Annotated in this window: 25 protein-coding genes; all 25 read left to right on the plus strand. The window is 38.9% G+C overall.

The window, feature by feature from the left end:
* Positions 1-84 precede the first annotated feature (84 nt).
* Positions 85-288 carry a 50S ribosomal protein L31 gene (gene rpmE, locus B1B04_RS00570; protein ID WP_010857976.1) on the plus strand — a complete coding sequence of 68 codons (204 nt, stop codon included), beginning with the start codon at positions 85-87 and terminating at the stop codon, positions 286-288.
* Between the two features lie 237 nt (positions 289-525).
* Positions 526-1098, plus strand: a complete 573-nt coding sequence (locus tag B1B04_RS00575; protein WP_079559394.1) for a thymidine kinase — start codon at positions 526-528, stop codon at positions 1096-1098.
* Between the two features lie 192 nt (positions 1099-1290).
* Positions 1291-2367 carry a peptide chain release factor 1 gene (gene prfA / locus B1B04_RS00580; protein WP_079559395.1) on the plus strand — a complete coding sequence of 359 codons (1077 nt, stop codon included), beginning with the start codon at positions 1291-1293 and terminating at the stop codon, positions 2365-2367.
* Positions 2354-3214, plus strand: a complete 861-nt coding sequence (gene prmC / locus B1B04_RS00585) for a peptide chain release factor N(5)-glutamine methyltransferase (protein ID WP_079559396.1) — start codon at positions 2354-2356, stop codon at positions 3212-3214. Before prfA ends, prmC begins: the two co-directional genes overlap by 14 nt.
* A 44-nt stretch (positions 3215-3258) precedes the next feature.
* A complete protein-coding gene (locus B1B04_RS00590; protein ID WP_079559397.1) occupies positions 3259-3858 on the plus strand; it encodes a stage II sporulation protein R in 600 nt (199 codons plus the stop codon).
* Positions 3859-3959: 101 nt separating this feature from the next.
* Positions 3960-4994 (plus strand): L-threonylcarbamoyladenylate synthase, encoded by a 1035-nt coding sequence (locus B1B04_RS00595; protein WP_079559398.1) that lies wholly within the window; start codon positions 3960-3962, stop codon positions 4992-4994.
* 260 nt (positions 4995-5254) lie between these two features.
* A complete protein-coding gene (locus tag B1B04_RS00600; RefSeq protein ID WP_079559399.1) occupies positions 5255-5752 on the plus strand; it encodes a manganese efflux pump MntP in 498 nt (165 codons plus the stop codon).
* Between the two features lie 24 nt (positions 5753-5776).
* Positions 5777-6217, plus strand: a complete 441-nt coding sequence (locus B1B04_RS00605; protein WP_079559400.1) for a low molecular weight protein arginine phosphatase — start codon at positions 5777-5779, stop codon at positions 6215-6217.
* Positions 6218-6225: 8 nt separating this feature from the next.
* Positions 6226-7509, plus strand: a complete 1284-nt coding sequence (locus tag B1B04_RS00610) for a methyl-accepting chemotaxis protein (RefSeq protein ID WP_079559401.1) — start codon at positions 6226-6228, stop codon at positions 7507-7509.
* A 304-nt stretch (positions 7510-7813) separates the two neighbouring features.
* The gene (locus tag B1B04_RS26325; RefSeq protein WP_276207733.1) at positions 7814-7939 is read left to right on the plus strand and encodes a hypothetical protein; all 126 of its coding nucleotides are present in this window, start codon (positions 7814-7816) and stop codon (positions 7937-7939) included.
* Between the two features lie 11 nt (positions 7940-7950).
* Entirely contained in the window at positions 7951-8139 is a 189-nt protein-coding gene (locus B1B04_RS00615; protein WP_079559402.1) for a hypothetical protein, read from the plus strand.
* 375 nt (positions 8140-8514) lie between these two features.
* Positions 8515-8952, plus strand: a complete 438-nt coding sequence (gene rpiB / locus B1B04_RS00620; RefSeq protein WP_079559803.1) for a ribose 5-phosphate isomerase B — start codon at positions 8515-8517, stop codon at positions 8950-8952.
* A gap of 102 nt (positions 8953-9054) precedes the next feature.
* Positions 9055-9597, plus strand: a complete 543-nt coding sequence (locus B1B04_RS00625) for a TIGR01440 family protein (RefSeq protein WP_079559403.1) — start codon at positions 9055-9057, stop codon at positions 9595-9597.
* 60 nt (positions 9598-9657) lie between these two features.
* Positions 9658-10899, plus strand: a complete 1242-nt coding sequence (gene glyA, locus B1B04_RS00630; protein ID WP_079559404.1) for a serine hydroxymethyltransferase — start codon at positions 9658-9660, stop codon at positions 10897-10899.
* A 309-nt stretch (positions 10900-11208) separates the two neighbouring features.
* On the plus strand, positions 11209-13359 hold the full coding sequence (locus B1B04_RS00635; RefSeq protein WP_079559405.1) for an EAL domain-containing protein: 2151 nt from the start codon (positions 11209-11211) through the stop codon (positions 13357-13359).
* A gap of 125 nt (positions 13360-13484) precedes the next feature.
* Complete coding sequence (gene upp / locus B1B04_RS00640; protein WP_079559406.1) at positions 13485-14114, plus strand: uracil phosphoribosyltransferase; 630 nt, start codon at positions 13485-13487, stop codon at positions 14112-14114.
* 420 nt (positions 14115-14534) lie between these two features.
* Positions 14535-15656, plus strand: a complete 1122-nt coding sequence (wecB, locus tag B1B04_RS00645) for a non-hydrolyzing UDP-N-acetylglucosamine 2-epimerase (RefSeq protein WP_079559407.1) — start codon at positions 14535-14537, stop codon at positions 15654-15656.
* 516 nt (positions 15657-16172) lie between these two features.
* Entirely contained in the window at positions 16173-16544 is a 372-nt protein-coding gene (locus tag B1B04_RS00650) for an ATP synthase subunit I (RefSeq protein ID WP_079559408.1), read from the plus strand.
* A 36-nt stretch (positions 16545-16580) separates the two neighbouring features.
* Positions 16581-17303, plus strand: coding sequence for a F0F1 ATP synthase subunit A (gene atpB / locus B1B04_RS00655; RefSeq protein WP_079559409.1), 723 nt, complete (start codon positions 16581-16583; stop codon positions 17301-17303).
* 65 nt (positions 17304-17368) lie between these two features.
* Positions 17369-17581, plus strand: a complete 213-nt coding sequence (gene atpE / locus B1B04_RS00660; protein WP_049668022.1) for a F0F1 ATP synthase subunit C — start codon at positions 17369-17371, stop codon at positions 17579-17581.
* A gap of 177 nt (positions 17582-17758) precedes the next feature.
* Positions 17759-18280, plus strand: a complete 522-nt coding sequence (gene atpF, locus B1B04_RS00665; protein WP_079559410.1) for a F0F1 ATP synthase subunit B — start codon at positions 17759-17761, stop codon at positions 18278-18280.
* On the plus strand, positions 18277-18813 hold the full coding sequence (locus tag B1B04_RS00670; RefSeq protein ID WP_079559411.1) for a F0F1 ATP synthase subunit delta: 537 nt from the start codon (positions 18277-18279) through the stop codon (positions 18811-18813). Before atpF ends, B1B04_RS00670 begins: the two co-directional genes overlap by 4 nt.
* A 28-nt stretch (positions 18814-18841) precedes the next feature.
* Positions 18842-20350, plus strand: a complete 1509-nt coding sequence (gene atpA / locus B1B04_RS00675) for a F0F1 ATP synthase subunit alpha (protein ID WP_079559412.1) — start codon at positions 18842-18844, stop codon at positions 20348-20350.
* Positions 20351-20397: 47 nt separating this feature from the next.
* Positions 20398-21255 carry an ATP synthase F1 subunit gamma gene (gene atpG, locus B1B04_RS00680; protein ID WP_079559413.1) on the plus strand — a complete coding sequence of 286 codons (858 nt, stop codon included), beginning with the start codon at positions 20398-20400 and terminating at the stop codon, positions 21253-21255.
* Positions 21256-21304: 49 nt separating this feature from the next.
* On the plus strand, positions 21305-22720 hold the full coding sequence (atpD, locus tag B1B04_RS00685) for a F0F1 ATP synthase subunit beta (protein WP_079559414.1): 1416 nt from the start codon (positions 21305-21307) through the stop codon (positions 22718-22720).
* Positions 22721-22738: the final 18 nt, after the last annotated feature.

The following is a 22738-nucleotide window of genomic DNA, read 5'->3' on the forward strand; positions in this document are numbered from 1 at the left end:
TGTAGCCGACATATTCGGGCTATGTAAGGTACAGTTCGATAATACTCTGTTCCAGATGGTTCAGGGCGAGAGGAGAAAACGAATATGAAACAAGGAATTCATCCAGATTACAAAGAAGCAACAGTAACTTGCTCTTGTGGTAATACTTTCAAAACTGGTTCAGTAAAAGAAAACATCGTTGTCGAGTTCTGCAACGACTGTCACCCATTCTATACTGGCCGTCAAAAATTCGCGTCTGCTGATGGTCGCGTGGATCGTTTCAACAAAAAATACGGTCTTAAAAACTAATGTTAGTTTAATACCTGCCAAGCATGTGCTTGGCAGGTATTTTTTTCAGTATAATCACATATGCCTCGGCATAATTGCGTCTGCAAGCGGCTTTTGTGCTTGCACAAAGAACGCCTTTAATCCGCATTCATCTCGCCCCGACAGAGGTGGGAAACAACTACTGAAAGAAGTTAAAGAAATACGTTGATGCGAGTCTTTTCAGTATCCAGCTCGACATGAAGAAAGGGAGAAGACAAAATGGCACAGCTATATTTTAAACACGGTGCAATGAACAGTGGTAAATCCATAGAAATTTTAAAAGTTGCGCATAACTATGAAGAACAACAAAAACCTGTAATGATGTTTACACCAGGCATAGATACGCGAGATGAAGTAGGCTTTATCTCAAGTCGAGTAGGCTTGCGTCAACAAGCCATTCCTGTTAATGATGATACAAATATTTTTGAGCTAGTAAAAAACAATGCTGTAAAACCATACTGTGTACTTGTTGATGAAGTACAATTTCTAAAAAAAGAACATGTTTTGCAGTTAGCATATATCGTAGATGAGTTAGATATTCCAGTTATGGGCTTCGGTCTAAAAAACGATTTCCAAAATGAGCTCTTTGAAGGCAGTCAGTACATGCTTACATATGCAGATAAAATTGAGGAAATGAAAACGATTTGCTGGTTCTGTCATAAAAAAGCGACAATGAATTTACGTGTTAATGAAAGTCGAAAGCCTGTTTATACAGGTGATCAAATTCAAATTGGTGGGAATGATTCCTACTATCCAGTGTGTCGTAAATGTCACGCGCATCCGCCGCTATAAGGCAAATTGCTCCAGTTGCTGGAACGAGGAAAAAGTAGCATACATGCGAAGAATTCCTTATACTAAGTAGTGGAAATAATAAATGTTTATAAAAAATCTTTACGCACTTAGCGTAATGCTAATGTAGAGTTTCTCTTTTTTGCGACAGTTAACAGAGCAAACTTTATAAAAAACTAAATAGAGGTGAAATCCATGTTCGATCGATTACAAGCAGTAGAGGATCGTTACGAAAGGTTAACAGAGCTTTTAAGTGATCCTGATATTGTAAATGATAATAAAAAATTACGTGAATATTCTAAAGAACAATCAGATATCCAGGAAACTGTAGATGCATATCGTGAATATAAAAGTGTAAAAGAGCAATTAGCTGATACACGTGAGATGCTAGATAATGAAAAAGATCCTGATATGCATGAAATGGTGAAAGAAGAATTCAATCTTCTAAAAGAACAGCAAGAAGAGTTAGAAGAACGTTTACGTATTCTATTAATTCCAAAAGATCCTAATGATAATAAAAACGTTATTATGGAGATTCGCGGGGCAGCTGGTGGAGACGAAGCGAATATTTTCGCAGGTGATTTATTCCGTATGTACTCTCGTTATGCAGAGACACAAGGCTGGAAAATTGACATAATGGAAGCGACGCCAAACCCAATGGGCGGCTATAAAGAAGTTATTTTTATGATTAACGGTCAAGGCGCATATTCAAAATTCAAATTTGAAAATGGCGCACACCGTGTACAACGTGTACCTGCAACAGAATCTCAAGGGCGTATTCATACATCGACAGCGACAGTAGCTTGTTTACCTGAAGTTGAAGAAGTAGATGTGGATATTCATGAGAAAGATATCCGAGTGGATACATTTGCATCTTCTGGTGCTGGTGGTCAATCGGTAAATACAACGATGTCAGCTGTGCGTATGACCCACTTACCGACAGGTGTTGTTGTATCGATGCAGGACGAACGATCACAAATTAAAAACCGTGAAAAGGCAATGAAAATTCTACGTGCTCGTGTTGCTGATATGTATTTGCAAGAAGCACAAAAGGAAATTGATGCTACACGTAAATCAGCTGTAGGTTCAGGCGATCGCTCTGAGCGTATTCGCACATACAATTATCCACAAAACCGAGTGACAGACCACCGTATTGGTTTAACGATTCAAAAGCTAGATCAAATCGTCGAAGGTAGACTAGACGAAATCATTGATACGCTCATTTTAGAAGAGCAAGCATCGAAGTTAGAGCGATTAAATGATGACCTATAATAATGTGATGGAGGCCCTTCAATGGGCTTCTTCTTTTTTAGTGGATAATGGTCGTGAGGAAACAGCGGCACGTATTGTCATGCAGCATATACTTGGCACTAGCTATTCAGAAGTAATGTTACACCTTCAAGATGCATTAACAGCTGAGCAACAAGAGAAATTTAAAGAACTCATCGAAGAGCATGCGAGTGGACGACCTGTACAGTATTGCATCGGTAGTGAAGAATTTTACGGCCGTTCATTTATTGTCGATGAATCAGTACTTATTCCTAGACCGGAAACCGAAGAATTAGTGCTTGGAACGATCAATCGTATGAACAAAATATTTAAAAATCAAAACTTGAAGCTTGCAGATATCGGTACAGGTAGTGGTGCAATTGCCCTTTCTATGAAACTAGAATGTCCAGAGCTAACAGTCGTAGCCACTGATTTATCTGAGGCTGCTTTATCTACAGCACAAAAAAATGCACAAAGATTAGCGGCGGATATTGATTTTCGACTAGGAGATTTAACGAAACCTCTGTCAGGTGAGAAATTTGATATCGTTTTATCGAATCCACCGTATATTGCTTTTGATGAAGCAAAAGAGATGTCAAATACTGTGCTAGAGCATGAACCACATAGTGCTCTTTTTGCAGAAGAAGACGGACTCATTTTATATAGAAAATTGGCTGAACAGCTTCCACCCCTTATGAAAAAACCAGCTCTCATTGGTCTTGAAATCGGATATACACAAGGAGAGCAGGTCGCTCAATTCTTTAAAAATAGTTTTCCGCAGGCTACAGTTTCGATAGAAAAAGATATAAACGGTAAGCCCCGAATGATTTTTTGTGAAATTCATGTATAAAGCATCTACTTCTTGCCCACAATGTGGAGCAAGGAGGGATTTTTATGTTAAACGAATACAAGATTATTAGATTACCAAAACAAAATATCTTTTTAGCTTTTGCAAGATTAGTAGTAATTGCGATTTCTTTGCAATTATGTATTTTATATATTCCATCATTAGTAGGTTTTGCGAAAGAAGCTAGCAATCAAGAGCAAGAAAATGATTTTCGTATACGCGTGATTGCTAATAGTAATACGACACAGGATCAGCTTGAAAAGGAACAGCTTGTCCAAAATTTAAAGCCGTATTTTAAGCAAGTAGTTGCTAGTGCTGGAGCTAAAACTGAGGATAACGAGCAAATAATTTCATTAAAACAAGAAATTGAAGCAGAAATTAAAAAGAATTATCCACAGCTTCATACACAAGTTGTAATTGGGGATAACTTATTTCCACCAAAGAGACATAACGCAGTACTTTATCCACAAAATTTGTATCAATCGATTGTCGTGAAAATCGGTGATGCACGTGGTGATAACTGGTGGTGTAGCATATTTCCATCGATTTGTGAGCCCGATAAAGATGAACAAAAAGAAGAAATAAAAGAAGAAAAGGAACCAGTTACATTTTTTATATGGGAATGGATTAAAGGTTTTTTTGAATGAATTGTTCACAAATTCAGATAACTTATGCACAATTTTTAATAAGTTATAAACATTATGTGGATAATTCAGTAAAAACGAATAATTGAAGGAAGGTTTTAATTATGGAAACCGTTTGCAAAAGTGTGGATAGAAATGTGAATAGTCAGACAAATTATGCACAGGCTGTGGATATCTTAAATGCAGGTGAGGTCGTGGCATTTCCAACAGAAACGGTTTATGGGCTTGGAGCTGTTGCAACAAATGATACAGCGGTCAAAAAGATATTTGAAGCAAAAGGTCGTCCTTCAGACAATCCGCTAATTGTCCATATTGGCACGAAAGAGGAAGTTGAACTCTATATCGAGCATATTTCAGAAGTAGCAAAAAAATGCATGGATTTATTTTGGCCAGGTCCACTGACACTTGTCATGCCTGTAAAGCCAAATGTGTTGGCAAACAGTGTGACAGCTGGTCTTACGACTGTCGGCATTCGAATGCCAGATCATCCAGTTGCACTCGACTTACTGCAACAATTAAAAAAGCCACTTGCTGCGCCGAGTGCTAATCGTAGTGGGAAGCCGAGTCCTACAGAAGCTATACATGTTCAGGATGATTTGGAAGGGTACATACCTTATATTTTAGATGGAGGTACTACTGGGATCGGGCTCGAATCCACAGTGTTAGACGTTACACACGAACCTCCAGTAATTTTGCGTCCAGGTGGAATTACAAAAGAAATGTTAGAGGCTAAAATCGGTCCAGTACTGCAACCTTCAAAAACAGAGCAGAAATTAGAGACTACTCCGAAAGCCCCTGGGATGAAATATACACACTATGCACCTAATGCTCCTGTGCTATTAATCGATTGTGATTTAAAAAAAGTTCATGAGGCTGTACATCAATTACAAAAACAAGGACATAAAGTAGCGTTACTTGCACCAGCTAGTTTTGTTGACAGCAAGGCTGATTATTATTTCTCAGTAGGAGAAGCTGGTAGTAAAGAAGAGATGGGTGCGGCATTGTATCATGCCCTAAGAGCTTGCGATAAAACAGCGGCTACAATAATCTTAGCGACTACTACATCGACTGAAGGAGTAGGAGCTGCAATTATGAATCGACTTGAGAAAGCGGCTGGCGGAAAATGGTATACTCCGTAAATAAACTACCTAGAAAATAGTATGTTAGAGGTAACTCTGGCATACTATTTTTTTTGTATTAATCAGTGGGGGTATCTACTTAGACTTTTGTACTTGAGCTATGTTTGTAGAAAGTATAGCGAGTTTTTACTATAGTGGTAGCCGATTGTTTTTTTTGTTAGAGTGACTTTTAGCACCATATTGTAAGGAAATTGTATTATGATAATACTGTATTTTCGAGCATAAAATGATAAAATATTAGAGAGCGAAGGAGTGCTTTCTTGCAGGGAATTCTTGCGGGTATAATAACGTCTGTAGATGTGATTGGCTTATATGTATTACTGCCAAATGTTAAGTATCGATTTTTTTTATCAGTATGGACAGCTGCTTTGCATATGCTTTTCCCGCTATTAGGCTTCGAATTAGGAAGCTATTTAATGCGTTTCCTCTTAGAGTGGGGACAATGGATATCAAGTATTCTATTATTTTGTATGGGCTTACATTTGCTATTATTTTCGCGGAAAGATGAAAAAGTTACAATTTCACCAATACTTTTAGCCGTGACCGCAAGCCTAGATACCTTTTCAGTAAGTGTTTCATTTGGTATGCTAAACTTAGAGAAAATGGTATTTATTATAAGTGCGGGTGTCAGTGCACTTATTTGCTCTTATGGGTCATTAGTCATTGCCCGTAAAAGTCAGACGTTATTTGGAAATAAATTACAAATAATAACAGGAATATTTTTCATTATTATGGGCTTCCTTGCTATCCGGCAATAGAAAAATCAATGGAGGGTGATAAGTATGAAAATACTATTTGTTTGCACCGGGAATACTTGTCGCAGTCCTATGGCAGAGGTTATTTTAAAACATAAACAATTGGACAATGTAGAAGTTCGTTCGGCGGGCATTTATGCGATGCCAAATGCAGAAATGTCTGCACATGCACAACAAGTATTATATGAAGCAAATATGACGCATCAGCATTTAGCAACACAATTATCAATAACTGAAATGGAGTGGGCCGATCTAATTTTAACAATGACAACAGCTCATAAAGATACAATTATTGCTAATTTCCCAAATGCTGAACAAAAAGTTTTTACTTTAAAAGAATATACAAGCGAAGTTAGTGGTGGAAATGTTGTAGATCCTTACGGTGGTAGTATAGGAATTTATAAAGAAACATTTGCAGAATTAACAACATTAGTAGAACGATTAGTAAAAAAAATTGAAGAGAATTGAGGGTCGCTATGAAAAAGCAGTTTGGTTTACGATTTAAACTAGTATTATTTGTTAGTTTTCTTGCACTAATCACTTACAGTATTAGTTTTATATTTATCGAATATTTACAACCTACCTTTTTCCCAGAAATCAATCGTAAACTGTTTGAAATTTTTACTTATGTGTCAGGGATAGTATGGTCAGGCATATTGGCCGCAGTTTTCAGTGTAATCTTAATTAAGCCTTTACAGCAACTCGAAAATTCAGCTTCCCGAGTAGCAGAAGGAAAAATTGGACAGGATGTAGAAATGCCGAAAACAAGTGATGAAATTCGTTCTGTCGCAGAGGCATTCCAACAAATGGTGTTAAACTTAAGAGGAATGGTGGAAAGTATAGATAGTAACTTCCAGCAAACTAATCAAACAATTATCCAACTATCTGATGAAGCTGCTATTGCAACAAAAAAAGCAGAGAATATCGCTTCTACAGTAAAGCATATTTCTTCTGGTGCAGAGACATCTGCAACGGCAGTCCAAGATACAGCCGAAGCAATTGAAGATGTACGAGCCCTCGCTACAGAAGTCAATAGTAGAGCAGAAGCATCAGCAACGCAATCCAAAGAGATTCTACATAATTTAACGACAACAACAAATGCGATCGAAACGTTAGTAAATAGCATTCAACAAATTGCAGCTGGCAATAATGAGGCATTAGAAAGCATTCATCTTCTAGAGGAAAACGCTGGACAGGTAGAACGCATCATTAGCTTAGTTGGCGATATAGCTGCACAAACAAATTTACTAGCGTTAAATGCTTCCATTGAGGCAGCGCGTGCTGGAGAACATGGAAAAGGTTTTGCGGTTGTAGCAGAAGAAGTTCGTAGCTTAGCGGATGAAAGTGCGAAAGCAGTACAAGGCATTACAACCCTTATCCAGTCAATGCAACAAAACGTTGAGGTTGTAGTCAAACAAATGAATCAGCAAGTGACATTCGCGACAAAAGAAGCTGCCCGTGTATCAGAAACGACAACAGCCGTAGAAGGCATGTCTTCAAGCGTACACGAAATGGCAACAGCAATTGTAGAAATTTCTTCATTAATCGAACAACAAATGCACAACATCGAAACAACTGCCCGTCAATCCCAAGAAGTGGCAGCCATCGCAGAAGAAACGTCAGCCGGCGCACAAGAAGTACGCAGCGCAGCAGAAGAACAAGCATACGCCATTGAGCAAGTAGAAAAACTAGCAGAAGGCCTAAAGAAACAATCAGAAGAACTCCACAAAATGATTCAACAATTCGATAGACAAGCCTAAATGCGAAGATAATAGACTGTAGATAAACTCAGATGAGATTTGAGTTTGCTACAGTTTTTTTGTTGGTTTGTGTGTGGTGGCTTTGGAGAGGAGAGTGAAGGAATGAAGAGCGGTGCCGACGGGCGGGAGCGCAGGATAGAGAGGGAAAAGCGGCGGAAAGCAAAGCGTGAGCGAAGGATAGTCGGCCAAGCGACGGAAGGAATGGCAGTACCGACGGATAGAACAGCGGAAGTGACGGATAAAGAGAGCAGAGCGACGGAAAGCAAAGCGTGAGCGAAGGAAAGTCGGCCAAGCGACGGAAGGAGTGGCAGTACCGACGGATAAAACAGCGGAAACGACGGATAAAGAGAGGAGAGCGACGGAAAGAAAAGCTGAAGCGAAGGAAAGTCGGCCAAGTGATGATGGAAAGAAGGGCAGTACCGACGGATAAACCGCAAAATCGTGGATAGAATCGTCAAAATCGTGGATAGAATCGTCAAAATCGTGGATAGAATCGTCAAAATCGTGGATAGAATCGTCAAAATCGTGGATAGAAAGCCGAAATTCGTGGATAGAACCGTCAAAATGATGGATAGAAAGCCGAAAGTGACGGAGAAAACCGTCAAAACGCCAGATAGAGCTTCAACCTAAAAAGAATTCACGCCCCGCCACGCTCCGCCGCCCCCACCGCCCCACACCCACATCTACTCACAGAACCGTTCTACATCATCAAATACTGGTAATACATAGAAATAATACTGATATAGTATGTCCATTGTAATTGAAAATGGAAACAAACTTTAGAACATAGAATATTACAACAAAATGCCGTTATCCGAATTTATCAACATGATATACACAATATCCACAGGAAAACAGTCTTGAAAGTGAATGATTTTATGTAGATTTACAAGAAATGTTCGTCTTTTAGGAGAAATCAGCATAAAAATGCAAGAAAAATCATGTTATTCTTGGGAGAGAAGTGGTACACTAGTGTTGACTATAATTTCGAAAAGAGGGAACCCAGTGAGAATAGCAATTTCTTCTGATCACGGAGGCAATAACTTACGTCGTGAGATTATGCAGCTGTTAGATGAGCTAAATATCAGCTACGAAGATTTTGGTCCACAATCTGCGGATTCAGTAGACTATCCTGATTATGCAAAACCAGTTACTGAAGGTGTTGCTAGCGGGGAATTTGATAAAGGTATTTTAATTTGTGGTACAGGCATTGGTATGTCTATAGCTGCGAATAAAATTAAGGGGATTCGTTGTGCTTTAGTACATGATTTATTTAGTGCAAAAGCAACGCGTTGCCACAACGATTCAAATGTTTTAGCAATGGGTGAGCGTGTTATTGGGCCAGGCCTTGCACGTGAAATAGCTAAAGTATGGCTTGAGACAGATTTTGAAGGTGGTCGTCATACGCGACGCGTTGAAAAGATCGCTGAACTTGAGCAATAAAACGCAATTAAGTTTGTTAACATTTGTCCTACGCTAGAAAGTTCTTCAAAGAGCTTTTTAGCTGTGGGACATAAATAATTTAGAATTAAGGGGCTGAGCATAGTGGTTGTACAACAAATACGAACACATTTGACTCAGTTACTCAGTGAATTTGAAGAGCAAGTAACCCTACGACCGAATACTATTTTTGTTGTAGGTTGCTCGACATCTGAAGTGATTGGTCAGAAAATTGGCACAGCAGGCGCGCTTGAAATTGGAGAGGCGATTTATGAGCCGTTGCAGGCATTTGCAAAGAAACATCAACTACATTTAGCGTTCCAAGGGTGTGAGCATATTAATCGTGCTATTACTATGGAAGCAACAACGGCAGAACGTTTTGGTTATGAACCGGTAACAGTTGTACCAGTTCGTACTGCGGGTGGCTCGATGTCCGCTTATGCGTTTACGCAATTTGCAAATCCAATTGTAGTGGAAGCTGTGCAAGCAAATGCAGGTATTGATATTGGTCAAACTCTTATTGGTATGCATTTAAAGGCAGTAGCTGTTCCGGTTCGTACTTCTGTGCGAATGGTAGGAGAAGCGGTTGTGACAGTTGCAACAACACGTCCAAAGCTGATTGGCGGAGAGCGTGCAGTGTATAAATAAAATTACCTTTGAAAACAGTGGTATACAAATAACGATTATACTTAGGAGGCTTTTTCAAACATGGCATACGAAAAATTAGCAGTACAAGACAAAGCAGTATTAGACGGAATTCTTGCGGAAAAAAAACGTCAACAAGCAAATATTGAGTTAATCGCATCAGAAAACTTTGTATCAGAAGCAGTAATGGAAGCACAAGGTTCTGTTCTAACAAATAAATATGCTGAAGGTTATCCAGGTAAACGCTACTATGGCGGTTGTGAACACGTAGATGTTGTGGAAGATATCGCACGTGATCGTGTGAAAGAAATTTTTGGTGCTGAATATGCAAACGTACAACCACACTCTGGTGCACAAGCAAACATGGCTGTATACCACACAATTTTAGAACCAGGAGATACAGTACTTGGGATGAACCTATCTCATGGCGGCCACTTAACACACGGATCTCCTGTAAACTTCTCGGGTATTCTGTATAATTTCGTTGAATATGGCGTAACAAAAGATACTCAAGTAATCGATTATGAAGATGTACGCCAAAAAGCGTTAGAGCATAAACCAAAACTAATTGTGGCGGGTGCATCTGCATACCCACGTGAAATTGATTTCGCTAAATTCCGTGAAATTGCTGATGAAGTAGGAGCATATTTCATGGTGGATATGGCACATATCGCTGGTCTTGTAGCTACTGGTGAGCACCAATCACCAGTGCCATACGCTGATTTTGTGACATCTACAACACATAAAACATTACGTGGCCCACGTGGTGGTTTAATCCTTGCTTCGAAAGAATGGGAGCAAAAGCTTAACAAATCTGTATTCCCAGGTATCCAAGGTGGACCATTAATGCACGTAATCGCTGCAAAAGCTGTTGCATTCGGTGAAGCATTACAACCAGAATTCAAAGAGTATGCAAAACAACTTAAAGCGAATGCTAAAGCTTTAGCAGAAGCATTAATGGCAGAAGGCGTTGAAATTGTATCTGGCGGTACGGACAACCACTTATTACTTCTTAATGTGAAATCACTTGGCTTAACAGGTAAAGTAGCAGAGCACGCACTTGATGAAGTAGGGATTACAACAAATAAAAATACAATTCCTTACGATACAGAATCTCCATTCGTAACTTCTGGTATCCGTATTGGTACACCAGCAGTAACATCTCGTGGCTTCAATGAGGAAGACATGAAAGAAGTTGGGGCAATTATTGCTACAGTTCTTAAAAATCCAGAGGATGAAGCAGTTAAAACTGAAGCGAAAGCTCGCGTAAAAGCGTTAACGGACAAACATCCATTATACGTATAATTTAATAGAAGATAAGGCTGTGGTTAAAGTGGTACTTTGCACTTTAATCACAGCTTTTTTTTATTGGCTTGCTGCCAGCCGCTCGCACTGATGCCCGCGGAATGGAACTCAACCACATGTTTCGATGATAAGTTTTTTTGCAAATGGAAATAAAATACTTTTATTTTTGAATTTATTTACATAAACTTAGTATAAAAGGATATAGTATAGAAGAGTGAGACAGATGATGTCCTTGTGAAAAAAGGATTTTTTATAAAAGTGACAATTTATTGAATCTTTATGTACAATGTAAGAGGGAGGAGGGGCTGTATGGTTACTAAAACGATGTCCATAGAAAATGAAATACTATTAAATACAATTCGTAGGTTAGGAGATCATTCTAAAGAAAGCTACGTTATTTTTGATGCGACAAATAATCATTGCGTATTGGAATGTAATGATTCTTTTTGTACGCTGACAAATACTACACGTTCGGAAATAATAAATAGCGATTATTTTGCATGGTTGTCAAACGAAGAACAGACAACTGTTGAAAAGATTAAACAAAAAATACATAGTGGAGTTTTGGTACAAGCGAAATTGCACCATAGTTGCTTCGATAAACCTCTTTTTTGGGCAGAGGTACAAGCACTCCCATTTCAAAATAATAAAGATGAAACATTATTTGTTTTAGTACTAGTGAAGGATGTTACGTACTTTCACAATGTGGAGTTTTTAATGCGCCTTGAGAATGCTATGTACGAAGCGATTGAAAAGGACAATTCCTTTGCTAAAAAGATGAGCATTGTTTGCAGTGGTTTAGATGAATTTTTTATGCCGAATATATCAAGTATGGTACTTGTCAAAACGGAGGCAAATCAATTACAGATTTTTAGAGGGAACGATAAAACAAAAAGTTTACCCGATTGTTGTGAAAACAATGATTTTTTTAAGAGTGTTATGCAAGGGGAGACGTCCATTCTAGTGAAAAATTTGGATGATATTGATATTCCAATAGAATATAAAAGGTTTGCCAATTCATCTAAAAAGTCATTTGGGTGGTTTATGCCAATATACAATCAACAACAGCAAGCAATTGGATTGTTTGCCATCTTGTTAGAGCAACATGGTAGTGATCGTAAGTTCCTTGAATATATGTTTCGGAAAATCGGTGCTCTTGTTGCGTTGGCATATTCGTATGCAAAAACACAAAAAAAGATATGGGATTTAGCCTATGTCGATATCACAACGGGGCTACCAAATCGACACGGTTTTTTAAATAAGGTAGAAAAAGAGTGCAGTCAAAATGGGAACATCAAAATCTTAAAGCCAAGCGAATTCCATCATATTGTCGAGTTATATGGACGTGAAGCGGGCGATGAGCTGTTAAGACAAATTGCCAAACGTTTAAATGAAGAGAAGTATGAGCGTAACGAATATATTGCTAGATTTACAAGCTCTAGTTTAATCATGTCAAATGCAACAGTTGATGAAGATTTCTTCTATTATGAAAGGCGCATTAAAGAGATTATTCGTCAGCCTTTTATTATAGGTGGTAAGAGCATTTATATTACGCTAAAAACGGGTATTGCTTTATATAACGATGAGATCAAAATGGCTGATGCGATTCGCTTTGCAGATAATGCTGTGTCCTTTGCTGCCAATAAACCGGGTACTCATACGGAAATATTTACACAAGAAAGAAACGATGTACTTGAGCAGCAAATGACCGTGTTAAACCATTTGGCACAGGCATTAAAAAATAAAGAAATCTCGGTGAATTTGCAGCCAAAGGTTGATTTACGGACAGGAGAAATTCATAGTATTGAAGCGCTTGCTCGCTGGATTTCTCCAAAACTAGGTTTCGTGTCACCGGCAATCTTTATTCCAGTGGCAGAAAGTGCAGGGAAGGTACGCGAAATCGATGTTCAAATATTAGAGTTGGTTCTTTCGTGGTTAGCAGAGCGTGAGAAAATAGGGAAAAAATTAGTGAAGGTGGCAGTCAATATTTCGCCTGATCATTTTTACTATGCTAATTTTGTACAGGATACATTGGGGCTCGTTCGGAAATATGATATTGATCCGAAATATATCATTTTAGAGGTGACAGAAAATATTGGCCTAGTTGATTTTCAGACTGCTTTTTCAATTATCCAGGAATTAAAGGGCTACGGCTTTAAAACTTCGGTGGACGACTTTGGTACAGGCTTTTCATCTTTAAGTTATTTACAAAGACTGCCTTTTACTGAATTAAAAATAGATCGTAGCTTTATTAATGCTATTGATGATGGTGCGACCCTCGCTATTGTCCGATCCATTATTCAATTAGCATTAAACCTAGGAATGACTTCGGTCGCAGAAGGTATTGAAAATAAAGAGCAGGTTGAGATTTTACGCGCATTAGGCTGTACAGTAGGACAAGGATATTACTATTACAAACCAATGACAATAGAACAAGTAGATACAATACTTGATAAATAATCGCTAGCATATGTAGGAAACATTCTTGAAAAGGAGTTGTCCCAAATTTATTTTTGAGACGACTCCTTTTTTCTGTTATACTAGTTGAGATAAAAATGAATCCGAACGGTTAGGAGAGAATCCCTTTGAGCAAAGTATACGTATTTGATCATCCACTAATCCAACACAAGTTAACTTATATTCGTGATAAGAATACAGGAACTAAAGAATTTCGTGAGCTAGTAGACGAAGTGGCAACATTAATGGCATTCGAAATTACACGTGAGATGCCAGTAGAAGAAATTGAAATTGAGACACCGGTTACTGTTGCTAAGACAAAAGTACTTTCTGGTAAGAAACTTGCGATTGTCCCAATTTTACGTGCAGGTATTGGCATGGTAGATGGCGTATTAAATCTAATTCCAGCTGCTAAAGTTGGTCATATCGGTCTTTATCGTGATCCAGAAACGTTAAAACCTGTAGAATACTATGCAAAACTTCCAGCAGATGTAGAAGAACGTGATTTCATCATTGTAGATCCAATGCTTGCAACTGGTGGATCAGCAGTGGAAGCGATCAACTCACTGAAAAAACGTGGTGCGAAAAGCATTAAATTTATGTGCTTAATCGCTGCGCCAGAGGGTGTTAAAGAAATTCAAAAACATCATCCAGATGTAGATATTTATATTGCTGCACTTGATGAAAAATTAAATGACCATGGCTACATTGTCCCTGGTCTAGGTGATGCAGGCGACCGCCTATTTGGTACAAAATAATACTGAACACTATTCAATGGTATTAACAAGATTCAACAACGGAAAATAGGGATGACATTTTGTTAAAACGTATATCATGATGATAAGTTGATTGGAGTGGAGACTGGGCGACTCCTCGGGGATCAGCGTCACAGATGAGACCCTGGAGCGAAGCGAAGCGGCTCATCGGACGCCCCCAGGAAAGCGCCCAGTCGTAACGGAAATCAACCTACGTTATGATGATAAGCCGTAAAAATAGGGTCAGTATGTAATTTTTAGGAAACTTATAACTATAGAGAGCGTCCTTCATTATTGAAGGACGTTTCATAGTATGTTAGGCGAATTACTTCTATTAAAGTTCGACACTTGCCTCATATGACGCAGATCAATGGAAGTAAAGCACTTTTCATACAAATATAACAAAGGACGGTGCGAATCGTTTTGATGAAAAAATGGAAAGTAATGACGATTTTCGGTACGAGACCAGAGGCTATTAAAATGGCCCCACTAGTATTGGAATTACAAAAGCATCCTGAGCAAATAGAATCGATTGTGACGGTAACAGCCCAACATCGCCAAATGCTCGATCAAGTTTTAGAAACATTTAAAATTGCACCTGATTACGATTTGAATATTATGAAGGATCGTCAAACATTAATTGACGTGACGACAAATGCTTTACAGGGCTTAGACAAAGTTATGAAAGAAGCAAAACCGGATATTGTTTTAGTACATGGTGATACAGCAACGACTTTCATTGCAAGTCTAGCTGCATTTTATAACCAAATTGCTATCGGACATGTGGAAGCAGGTCTTCGAACTTGGAATAAGTATTCACCATACCCAGAGGAAATGAATCGCCAGTTAACAGGTGTTATGGCTGACCTTCATTTCGCACCGACAGAAGTATCAAAGAAAAACCTTTTAGATGAAAATAAAAACCCTGATACTATCTTTGTCACTGGTAACACAGCGATCGACGCATTAGCTACAACAGTAAGTGAACATTACACACATCCTGTCTTAGACAAAATAGGCACAGACCGTATGATTTTATTAACAGCACATCGTCGTGAAAATCTAGGTGAACCTATGCGTCATATGTTCAGAGCGATTACTAGAATTTTAGAAGAGCATGAGGATGTACAAGTTGTTTACCCAGTTCATATGAATCCAGCTGTACGAGAAATAGCGAATGAAATTTTAGGAGATCATAAGCGTGTTCATTTAATTGAACCTCTTGAAGTCTTTGATTTCCATAACTTTGCGGCTAATTCTTATATGATATTAACGGATTCTGGTGGTGTCCAAGAGGAAGCACCTTCATTAGGTAAACCAGTTCTAGTACTAAGAGATACAACAGAGCGCCCAGAAGGTATTGCAGCAGGGACTCTAAAGCTAGCAGGAACGGAAGAAGAAACTATCTATTCTCTAGCTAAACAATTAATAGAAGATACAAATGCTTATGAAGCAATGTCAAAAGCGTCAAATCCTTATGGTGATGGACATGCTTCTGAGTATATTGTGAAGGCTCTTTTAGGATTTTTACAAAAAAGCAAGTAATATCCCTTTTCAGAAATGAAAAATGAGTCTAATGTACTAATCATGGTAGGCGGGCTAATTTGCGAGCATATATGTGTCGCAAATTAGCTTTTTTTTGCATAAACGTTAACTGTGATTTTGAAACTATGAATTTTCATACACAAATTTGTCAACAATTTGACAAGAGTATAGTGGCTGTGAAGTTTTTCTACTTTACTAATTGACTTCAAATATCTCCTATTGTATGCTTACAAAGGGTAAGAATGATAAGGGTTTCTATTCGTAAATAGAGGTTGAAACACTTGTTACATCAAGTTTCTACTAAATTGACAGTTCAAACTAAAAGCTGTCGATTTGCAACGTTTTGTGCGTTTCGGGGTGTAAGATTTTTTGGGATTTACACCTGTGATTTCAAAATGACGCTCTCCCGTTACTATTCCGCTGTGAGTAGTGTTTTTCACTGCTCTTTTCTGATTTCACATAGTGGTCAGCAAATGTTTCTTTACTCGAAAAAATGATTCAGGAGATTATAAACCAATGCTAGATTTGCATCACATTTTTGCTATGCAGAAGAGAGCGTTATTTTTTTTGCTCGCACTCTGTGCATTAGGCTGGGGATTTACGCCCTATCAGACGTTTTTTGCGGGCATCGCAATCGGTGCATTCTTTGGTACGTATAATTTTTGGATTTTAGTTCGCCGTATGGAGAAGTTTGATCGATCCATTAGTGAAGGGAAGAAAATAGGCTCACTTGGTACAATGCTCCGCTTTGGATCAGGTGTAGCGGCAGTCGCTCTAGCCATTTCGTTGCCAAACTATTTTCACTTAATTAGCACGGTCATAGGGCTAATGATTCCGTACGTTTTTCTCTTTGTCGAGAGAATTGTGTCCCATGTAAAGAACCGCTAATGTGCTTTAAATTAGAAAGAGAGGTGAAAAATAACAATGAATCATGAAGCTCCATTGAAAGTAGTTGACTTTGGTCTTTTTACACTAACATTCAACCTTTCAACTGTAATGATGTTACTAGTTGCAGCTGTAGTCGTTTTCTTAATCGCATTCATCTCAACTAGAAGCTTAAAGTTAAAACCTACAGGTATGCAAAACTTTATGGAATGGATTATGGATTTCGTAAAGAACATCATCAAAAGCAACATGGACTGGAAAACTGGTGGGCGATTCCATATTTTAGGTATCACGTTAATTATGTTTATCGCTGTATCTAACTTATTAGGTCTTCCATTCTCTATCGTCTATGATCACCAACTTTGGTGGAAATCACCTACAGCTGACCCAACCGTTACAATGACTCTTGCAGCAATGATTTTAGCCTTAACACATTTCTATGGTATTAAAATGAAGGGGACAGGCCATTATGTTGGTACATTCTTCAAACCAATGTCATTCATGTTCCCGCTAAAAATCGTTGAAGAGTTTGCGAACACTTTAACATTAGGTCTTCGTCTTTACGGTAACATCTATGCAGGTGAGATTTTACTTGGCTTAATCGCAAGTTTAGCTGTTACGGGTCCAATGGGATTCGTCGGAGCAATTGTTCCAATGATGGCATGGCAAGGTTTCTCTATTTTCATCGGCTTTATCCAAGCCTTTATCTTCACAATGTTAACAATGGTTTACATGGCTCATAAAGTGAGCGATGACCATTAATATAAAGCATAAATCTTATGCTTAAACCAAAAAAAAACAAACAATTCCAAGGAGGAAATTTTCAAATGGGTTTATTAGCAGCAGCAATCGCAATCGGTCTAGGTGCACTTGGTGCAGGTATCGGTAACGGTCTTATCGTTTCAAAAACAGTAGAAGGTATCGCTCGTCAACCAGAAGCACGTGGCGTTCTTCAAACTACAATGTTCATCGGGGTAGCATTAGTTGAAGCCCTACCAATCATCGCAGTAGTAATCGCATTCATCGTAATGAACAAATAATTCAGTTGTACACTGAATTCTAGTGGCGAAGCAGAAATCTCTAGATGAAACTTCGCCCTTCATTTTGGAACTGATAAAAGCTATGTGTAAATATAGCTTTTTAAAATAGGTAGTTTTTCAAGTAATTAATTAATTTATTATGTTGAAGTCAAAGCTCTTGAAGGGAGTGAAACAATCGTGTTTTTAGATAATCTTGTACTAGGCAGCGCTAGTGCCGGTTTCAACGGTGGTGACATCGCAGCAACATTAATCATTTTCTTAGTGTTAATGTTTTTACTTAAAAAGTTCGCTTGGGGTCCACTTATGGGCATCATGCAACAACGTGAAGAATTAGTAGCTAGTGAAATCGAAGCAGCTGAAAAAGCTCGCAAAGATTCGCACCAATTTTTAGAAGAACAAAAGAGCCTTCTTAAAGAAGCTCGTACGGAAGCACAATCGATTGTTGAAGGCGCTAAGAAGCAAGGCGAAGTGCAAAAAGAAGAAATTCTTACTGCAGCTCGCAATGAAGCAAACCGCTTAAAAGAATCGGCTTTACGTGAAATTGAGTCTGAAAAAGAAAAAGCTATTGCAGCTGTACGTGATGAAGTCGTTTCATTATCTGTACTTGCAGCATCTAAAGTCCTTAGCAAAGAAATTTCTGAGGCTGACAACCGTGCTCTAATTGAAGAGACGATTGCGAAGGCAGGGGAAGCTCGATGAGTAATTCAACTGTAGCAAAACGTTACGCACAAGCGCTATTTGAATTAGCGCAACAAAAAAACATTCTTGCTGAAGTTGGAGCAGACTTAAACGAGCTAACAAAAGTAGTCAAAGAATCTCCTGATTTTTTAACACTTTTAAATGCTCCTAAGTTCTCTATCGAACGTAAGAAACAAATGGTAGCTGAAATCTTTGCAAGTGCAACTCCAGAAGTTTTACACACAGTTCAACTACTTGTTGAGAAAAAACGTGTAAACGAAGTGAAGCTGATTGCGAACGCATATGCTGAGCTTGCTGCACAGGCACAAGGTTCTGCAGATGCAACAGTATTCTCTACTCGTGCACTTTCTGCTGAAGAAAGCACTAATATTTCTACAACATTTGCGAAACTTGTAGGGAAGCAAACATTAAACATTACAAACGAAATTGATCCATCACTTCTTGGTGGTATTCGTGTTCAAATCGGTAATCATATTTATGATAGCTCAGTTGCGAACAAGCTTGAGCGCCTAAAACGTGAATTAATCGGTTAATAATTTAGAAATGTGAGAGGTGACATACATGGGCATCAAGGCTGAAGAAATCAGCAGTCTGATTAAACAACAGATTGAGAATTATGAATCTGAACTTAAAGTAAGCGAAGTTGGTACAGTTATCCGTATTGGTGACGGTATCGCACTTGCTCATGGCCTCGACAACGCCATGGCTGGAGAGCTTTTAGAGTTCTCTAACGGTGTTATGGGTATGGCTCAAAACCTAGAAGAAGGTAACGTTGGTATCGTAATCTTAGGTCCATACGCAGACATCAAAGAAGGCGATGAAGTTCGTCGTACAGGTCGTATCATGGAAGTACCAGTTGGTGAAGAACTAATTGGCCGTGTTGTAAACCCACTTGGTCAACCAGTGGATGGACAAGGTCCAATCAACACAACAAAATCTCGTCCAATCGAAAGTCCAGCTTTCGGTGTAATGGCTCGTAAATCAGTACACGAACCACTACAAACTGGTATCAAAGCGATTGACGCTTTAGTACCAATCGGTCGTGGTCAACGTGAGTTAATCATCGGTGACCGTCAAGTAGGTAAAACATCTGTAGCAATCGATACAATCTTAAACCAAGATGGTGAAAATATGATTTGTATCTACGTTGCTATCGGTCAAAAAGAATCAACTGTACGTGGTGTAGTTGAAACGTTACGTAAGCACGGTGCGTTAGATTATACAATCGTTGTAACTGCTGCTGCGTCTCAACCAGCTCCATTACTATACTTAGCACCATTTGCTGGTGTTTCTATGGCAGAAGAATTCATGTTACAAGGTAAGCACGTATTAATCGTGTATGATGATCTTTCTAAACAAGCATCAGCTTACCGTGAACTTTCACTTCTTCTACGCCGTCCTCCAGGTCGTGAAGCATACCCTGGTGATGTTTTCTACTTACACAGCCGCTTACTTGAACGTGCTGCGAAGTTAAATGAAACATATCAAAATGGTTCTATTACAGCTCTTCCATTCGTTGAGACACAAGCTGGGGATATCTCTGCATACATCCCAACTAACGTAATCTCAATTACTGATGGACAAATTTTCTTACAATCTGACTTATTCAACTCAGGTGTACGTCCAGCGATTAACGCCGGTCTTTCTGTATCACGTGTAGGTGGATCTGCTCAAATTAAAGCGATGAAAAAAGTTGCGGGTACACTACGTCTTGACTTAGCTGCATTCCGTGAACTTGAATCATTTGCTCAATTCGGTTCTGATTTAGATAAAATCACACTTGCTAAACTTGAGCGTGGTAAACGTACGGTTGAAGTTCTTAAACAAGACCTAAACAAACCACTTAAAGTTGAAAAACAAGTTGCTATCCTTTATGCATTAACTAAAGGTCACTTAGATGATATTCCAGTACAAGATATCGTTCGCTTTGAAGGTGAATTCTTAAGCTGGTTAGATACAAACCACACAAACGTTTTAGATCACGTTCGTACTACAAAAGAACTTGCTCCTGATGCGGATTACGTAGCAGCTTTAACTGAGTTCAAAAAAACTTTCGCTAAATCAGAATAAGTTCGAGCTAGTCACTTGATTAAAAAACAAAAGGTGGTGAAATACCAGTGGTAAACTTACGCGAAATAAAAGGTCGTATTAATTCTACAAAGAGTACGAAACAAATTACGAAAGCGATGCAGATGGTTTCTTCTTCAAAGTTACGTCGTGCAGAGCAAAACGCTAAAGCGTACGTTCCTTACATGGAAAAAATCCAGGACGTAGTAGGCGCGATCGCTTCAGGGACAAAAGACAGTGGACATCCAATGTTAACTGCTCGTCCGGTTAAGAAAACAGCTTACTTAGTCATTGGTTCTGACCGTGGTCTTGCAGGTGCTTACAACTCAAGTATCCTACGTCAAGTACAACGTACAATTGACGAGCGTCATAAATCAAAAGACGAATACGTTATTTTAGCGGTAGGTCGTGTTGTTCGTGATTACTTTGTGAAACGTGATCATAATGTCATCAGCGATGTTGTCGGTCTTCCGGACCAACCAACATTTGCTGATATTAAAGAAATCGCTCGTAAAGCTGTTGGTATGTTCACTGATGGTACGTATGATGAACTTTATATGTACTACAATCACTTTGTCAGCGCAATTGCTAACGAAGTGACAGAGAAAAAACTTCTTCCATTAACGGATCTTGCACCTGCTAGCAGTAATGCTTCTTACGAATTTGAACCATCTGGTGAAGCAATTCTAGAAGTATTACTTCCACAATACGCGGAAAGCTTAGTTTATGGCGCATTATTAGATGGGAAAGCAAGTGAACATGCTTCTCGTATGACTGCTATGAAAAATGCAACTGATAATGCATCTGATCTTATTTCAGACCTTTCATTGCAATATAACCGTGCACGTCAAGCAGCAATTACACAAGAAATTACAGAAATCGTTGGTGGAGCTGCAGCCTTAGAATAGGCCCAGCTTCCCAATGTCGTATAAGAATACGATAGGAGGGTACACAGTAATGAATAAAGGACATGTTATTCAAGTAATGGGTCCAGTTGTTGACGTAAAATTTAACAACGGCCAATTACCAGCAATCTATAACTCATTAACAGTTAAGATTGAACGTCCTAATGAAGAACCAACAATTCTTGCATTAGAAGTTGCTCTTCATTTAGGTGATGATTCTGTTCGTACAATTGCAATGTCATCTACTGATGGCTTACAACGTGGAGCAGAAGTAACAGACTCAGGAAAAGCTATCTCAGTACCAGTTGGTGAAGTTACTTTAGGACGTGTATTCAACGTTCTAGGAGAAGTAATCGACTTAGGTGAAGAGATTCCAGCTGACGTTCGTCGTGATTCAATTCACCGCGAAGCACCATCTTTCGATGAACTTTCAACTACAGTTGAAATTCTTGAAACAGGTATCAAAGTAGTAGACTTATTAGCACCATACATCAAAGGTGGTAAAATCGGTCTATTCGGTGGTGCCGGTGTAGGTAAAACAGTATTAATCCAAGAATTAATCAACAACATCGCACAAGAGCACTCAGGTATCTCTGTATTCGCTGGTGTAGGTGAGCGTACTCGTGAAGGGAACGACTTATTCTTCGAGATGAGCGATTCAGGCGTTATCAAGCAAACAGCGATGGTATTCGGTCAAATGAACGAGCCACCAGGCGCACGTATGCGTGTAGCTTTAACTGGTCTTACAATGGCAGAATACTTCCGTGATGAGCAAGGTGCTGACGTACTTTTATTCATCGACAATATCTTCCGTTTCACACAAGCAGGTTCTGAGGTTTCTGCCCTATTAGGTCGTATGCCTTCTGCGGTAGGTTACCAACCAACACTTGCAACTGAAATGGGTAAATTACAAGAGCGTATCACATCTACTAACAAAGGTTCTGTAACTTCTATCCAAGCGATTTATGTACCAGCCGATGACTATACTGACCCGGCTCCAGCTACAACTTTCGCCCATTTAGATGCAACTACTAACCTTGAGCGTAAATTATCAGAAATGGGTATCTACCCTGCGGTTGACCCATTAGCTTCGACTTCTCGTGCTTTATCACCTGAAATCGTGGGCGCTGAGCACTACGCTATCGCTACTGGTGTACAACGTACAATCCAACGTTACCGTGAATTACAAGATATCATTGCTATCTTAGGTATGGATGAATTATCTGATGAAGATAAACAAACAGTAGAACGTGCTCGTCGTATTCAATTCTTCTTATCTCAAAACTTCCACGTTGCGGAACAATTTACTGGTCAAAAAGGTTCTTATGTACCTGTTAAAGAAACTGTTCGCTCATTCAAGGAAATCCTTGATGGCAAATGGGATCACCTACCAGAAGATGCTTTCCGTCTAGTTGGTTCTATTGATGAAGTAGTTGAAAAAGCGAAAAGCATGGGCGTAGAGGTTTAATACTAGGGACGAGGAGGA

This window comes from Lysinibacillus sp. KCTC 33748 (genome assembly GCF_002237755.1).
In the GTDB taxonomy this organism is placed as follows: Bacteria; Bacillota; Bacilli; order Bacillales_A; family Planococcaceae; genus Lysinibacillus.

What these genes read in the sequence shown, in the direction of transcription:
- rpmE (WP_010857976.1), top strand. Translation starts at nt 85, where the DNA reads ATGAAACAAGGAATTCATCCAGATTACAAAGAAGCAACAGTAACTTGC.
- B1B04_RS00575 (WP_079559394.1), top strand. Translation starts at nt 526, where the DNA reads ATGGCACAGCTATATTTTAAACACGGTGCAATGAACAGTGGTAAATCC.
- prfA (WP_079559395.1), top strand. Translation starts at nt 1,291, where the DNA reads ATGTTCGATCGATTACAAGCAGTAGAGGATCGTTACGAAAGGTTAACA.
- prmC (WP_079559396.1), top strand. Translation starts at nt 2,354, where the DNA reads ATGATGACCTATAATAATGTGATGGAGGCCCTTCAATGGGCTTCTTCT.
- B1B04_RS00590 (WP_079559397.1), top strand. Translation starts at nt 3,259, where the DNA reads ATGTTAAACGAATACAAGATTATTAGATTACCAAAACAAAATATCTTT.
- B1B04_RS00595 (WP_079559398.1), top strand. Translation starts at nt 3,960, where the DNA reads ATGGAAACCGTTTGCAAAAGTGTGGATAGAAATGTGAATAGTCAGACA.
- B1B04_RS00605 (WP_079559400.1), top strand. Translation starts at nt 5,777, where the DNA reads ATGAAAATACTATTTGTTTGCACCGGGAATACTTGTCGCAGTCCTATG.
- B1B04_RS00610 (WP_079559401.1), top strand. Translation starts at nt 6,226, where the DNA reads ATGAAAAAGCAGTTTGGTTTACGATTTAAACTAGTATTATTTGTTAGT.
- glyA (WP_079559404.1), top strand. Translation starts at nt 9,658, where the DNA reads ATGGCATACGAAAAATTAGCAGTACAAGACAAAGCAGTATTAGACGGA.
- B1B04_RS00635 (WP_079559405.1), top strand. Translation starts at nt 11,209, where the DNA reads ATGGTTACTAAAACGATGTCCATAGAAAATGAAATACTATTAAATACA.
- B1B04_RS00650 (WP_079559408.1), top strand. Translation starts at nt 16,173, where the DNA reads ATGCTAGATTTGCATCACATTTTTGCTATGCAGAAGAGAGCGTTATTT.
- atpB (WP_079559409.1), top strand. Translation starts at nt 16,581, where the DNA reads ATGAATCATGAAGCTCCATTGAAAGTAGTTGACTTTGGTCTTTTTACA.
- atpE (WP_049668022.1), top strand. Translation starts at nt 17,369, where the DNA reads ATGGGTTTATTAGCAGCAGCAATCGCAATCGGTCTAGGTGCACTTGGT.
- B1B04_RS00670 (WP_079559411.1), top strand. Translation starts at nt 18,277, where the DNA reads ATGAGTAATTCAACTGTAGCAAAACGTTACGCACAAGCGCTATTTGAA.
- atpA (WP_079559412.1), top strand. Translation starts at nt 18,842, where the DNA reads ATGGGCATCAAGGCTGAAGAAATCAGCAGTCTGATTAAACAACAGATT.
- atpD (WP_079559414.1), top strand. Translation starts at nt 21,305, where the DNA reads ATGAATAAAGGACATGTTATTCAAGTAATGGGTCCAGTTGTTGACGTA.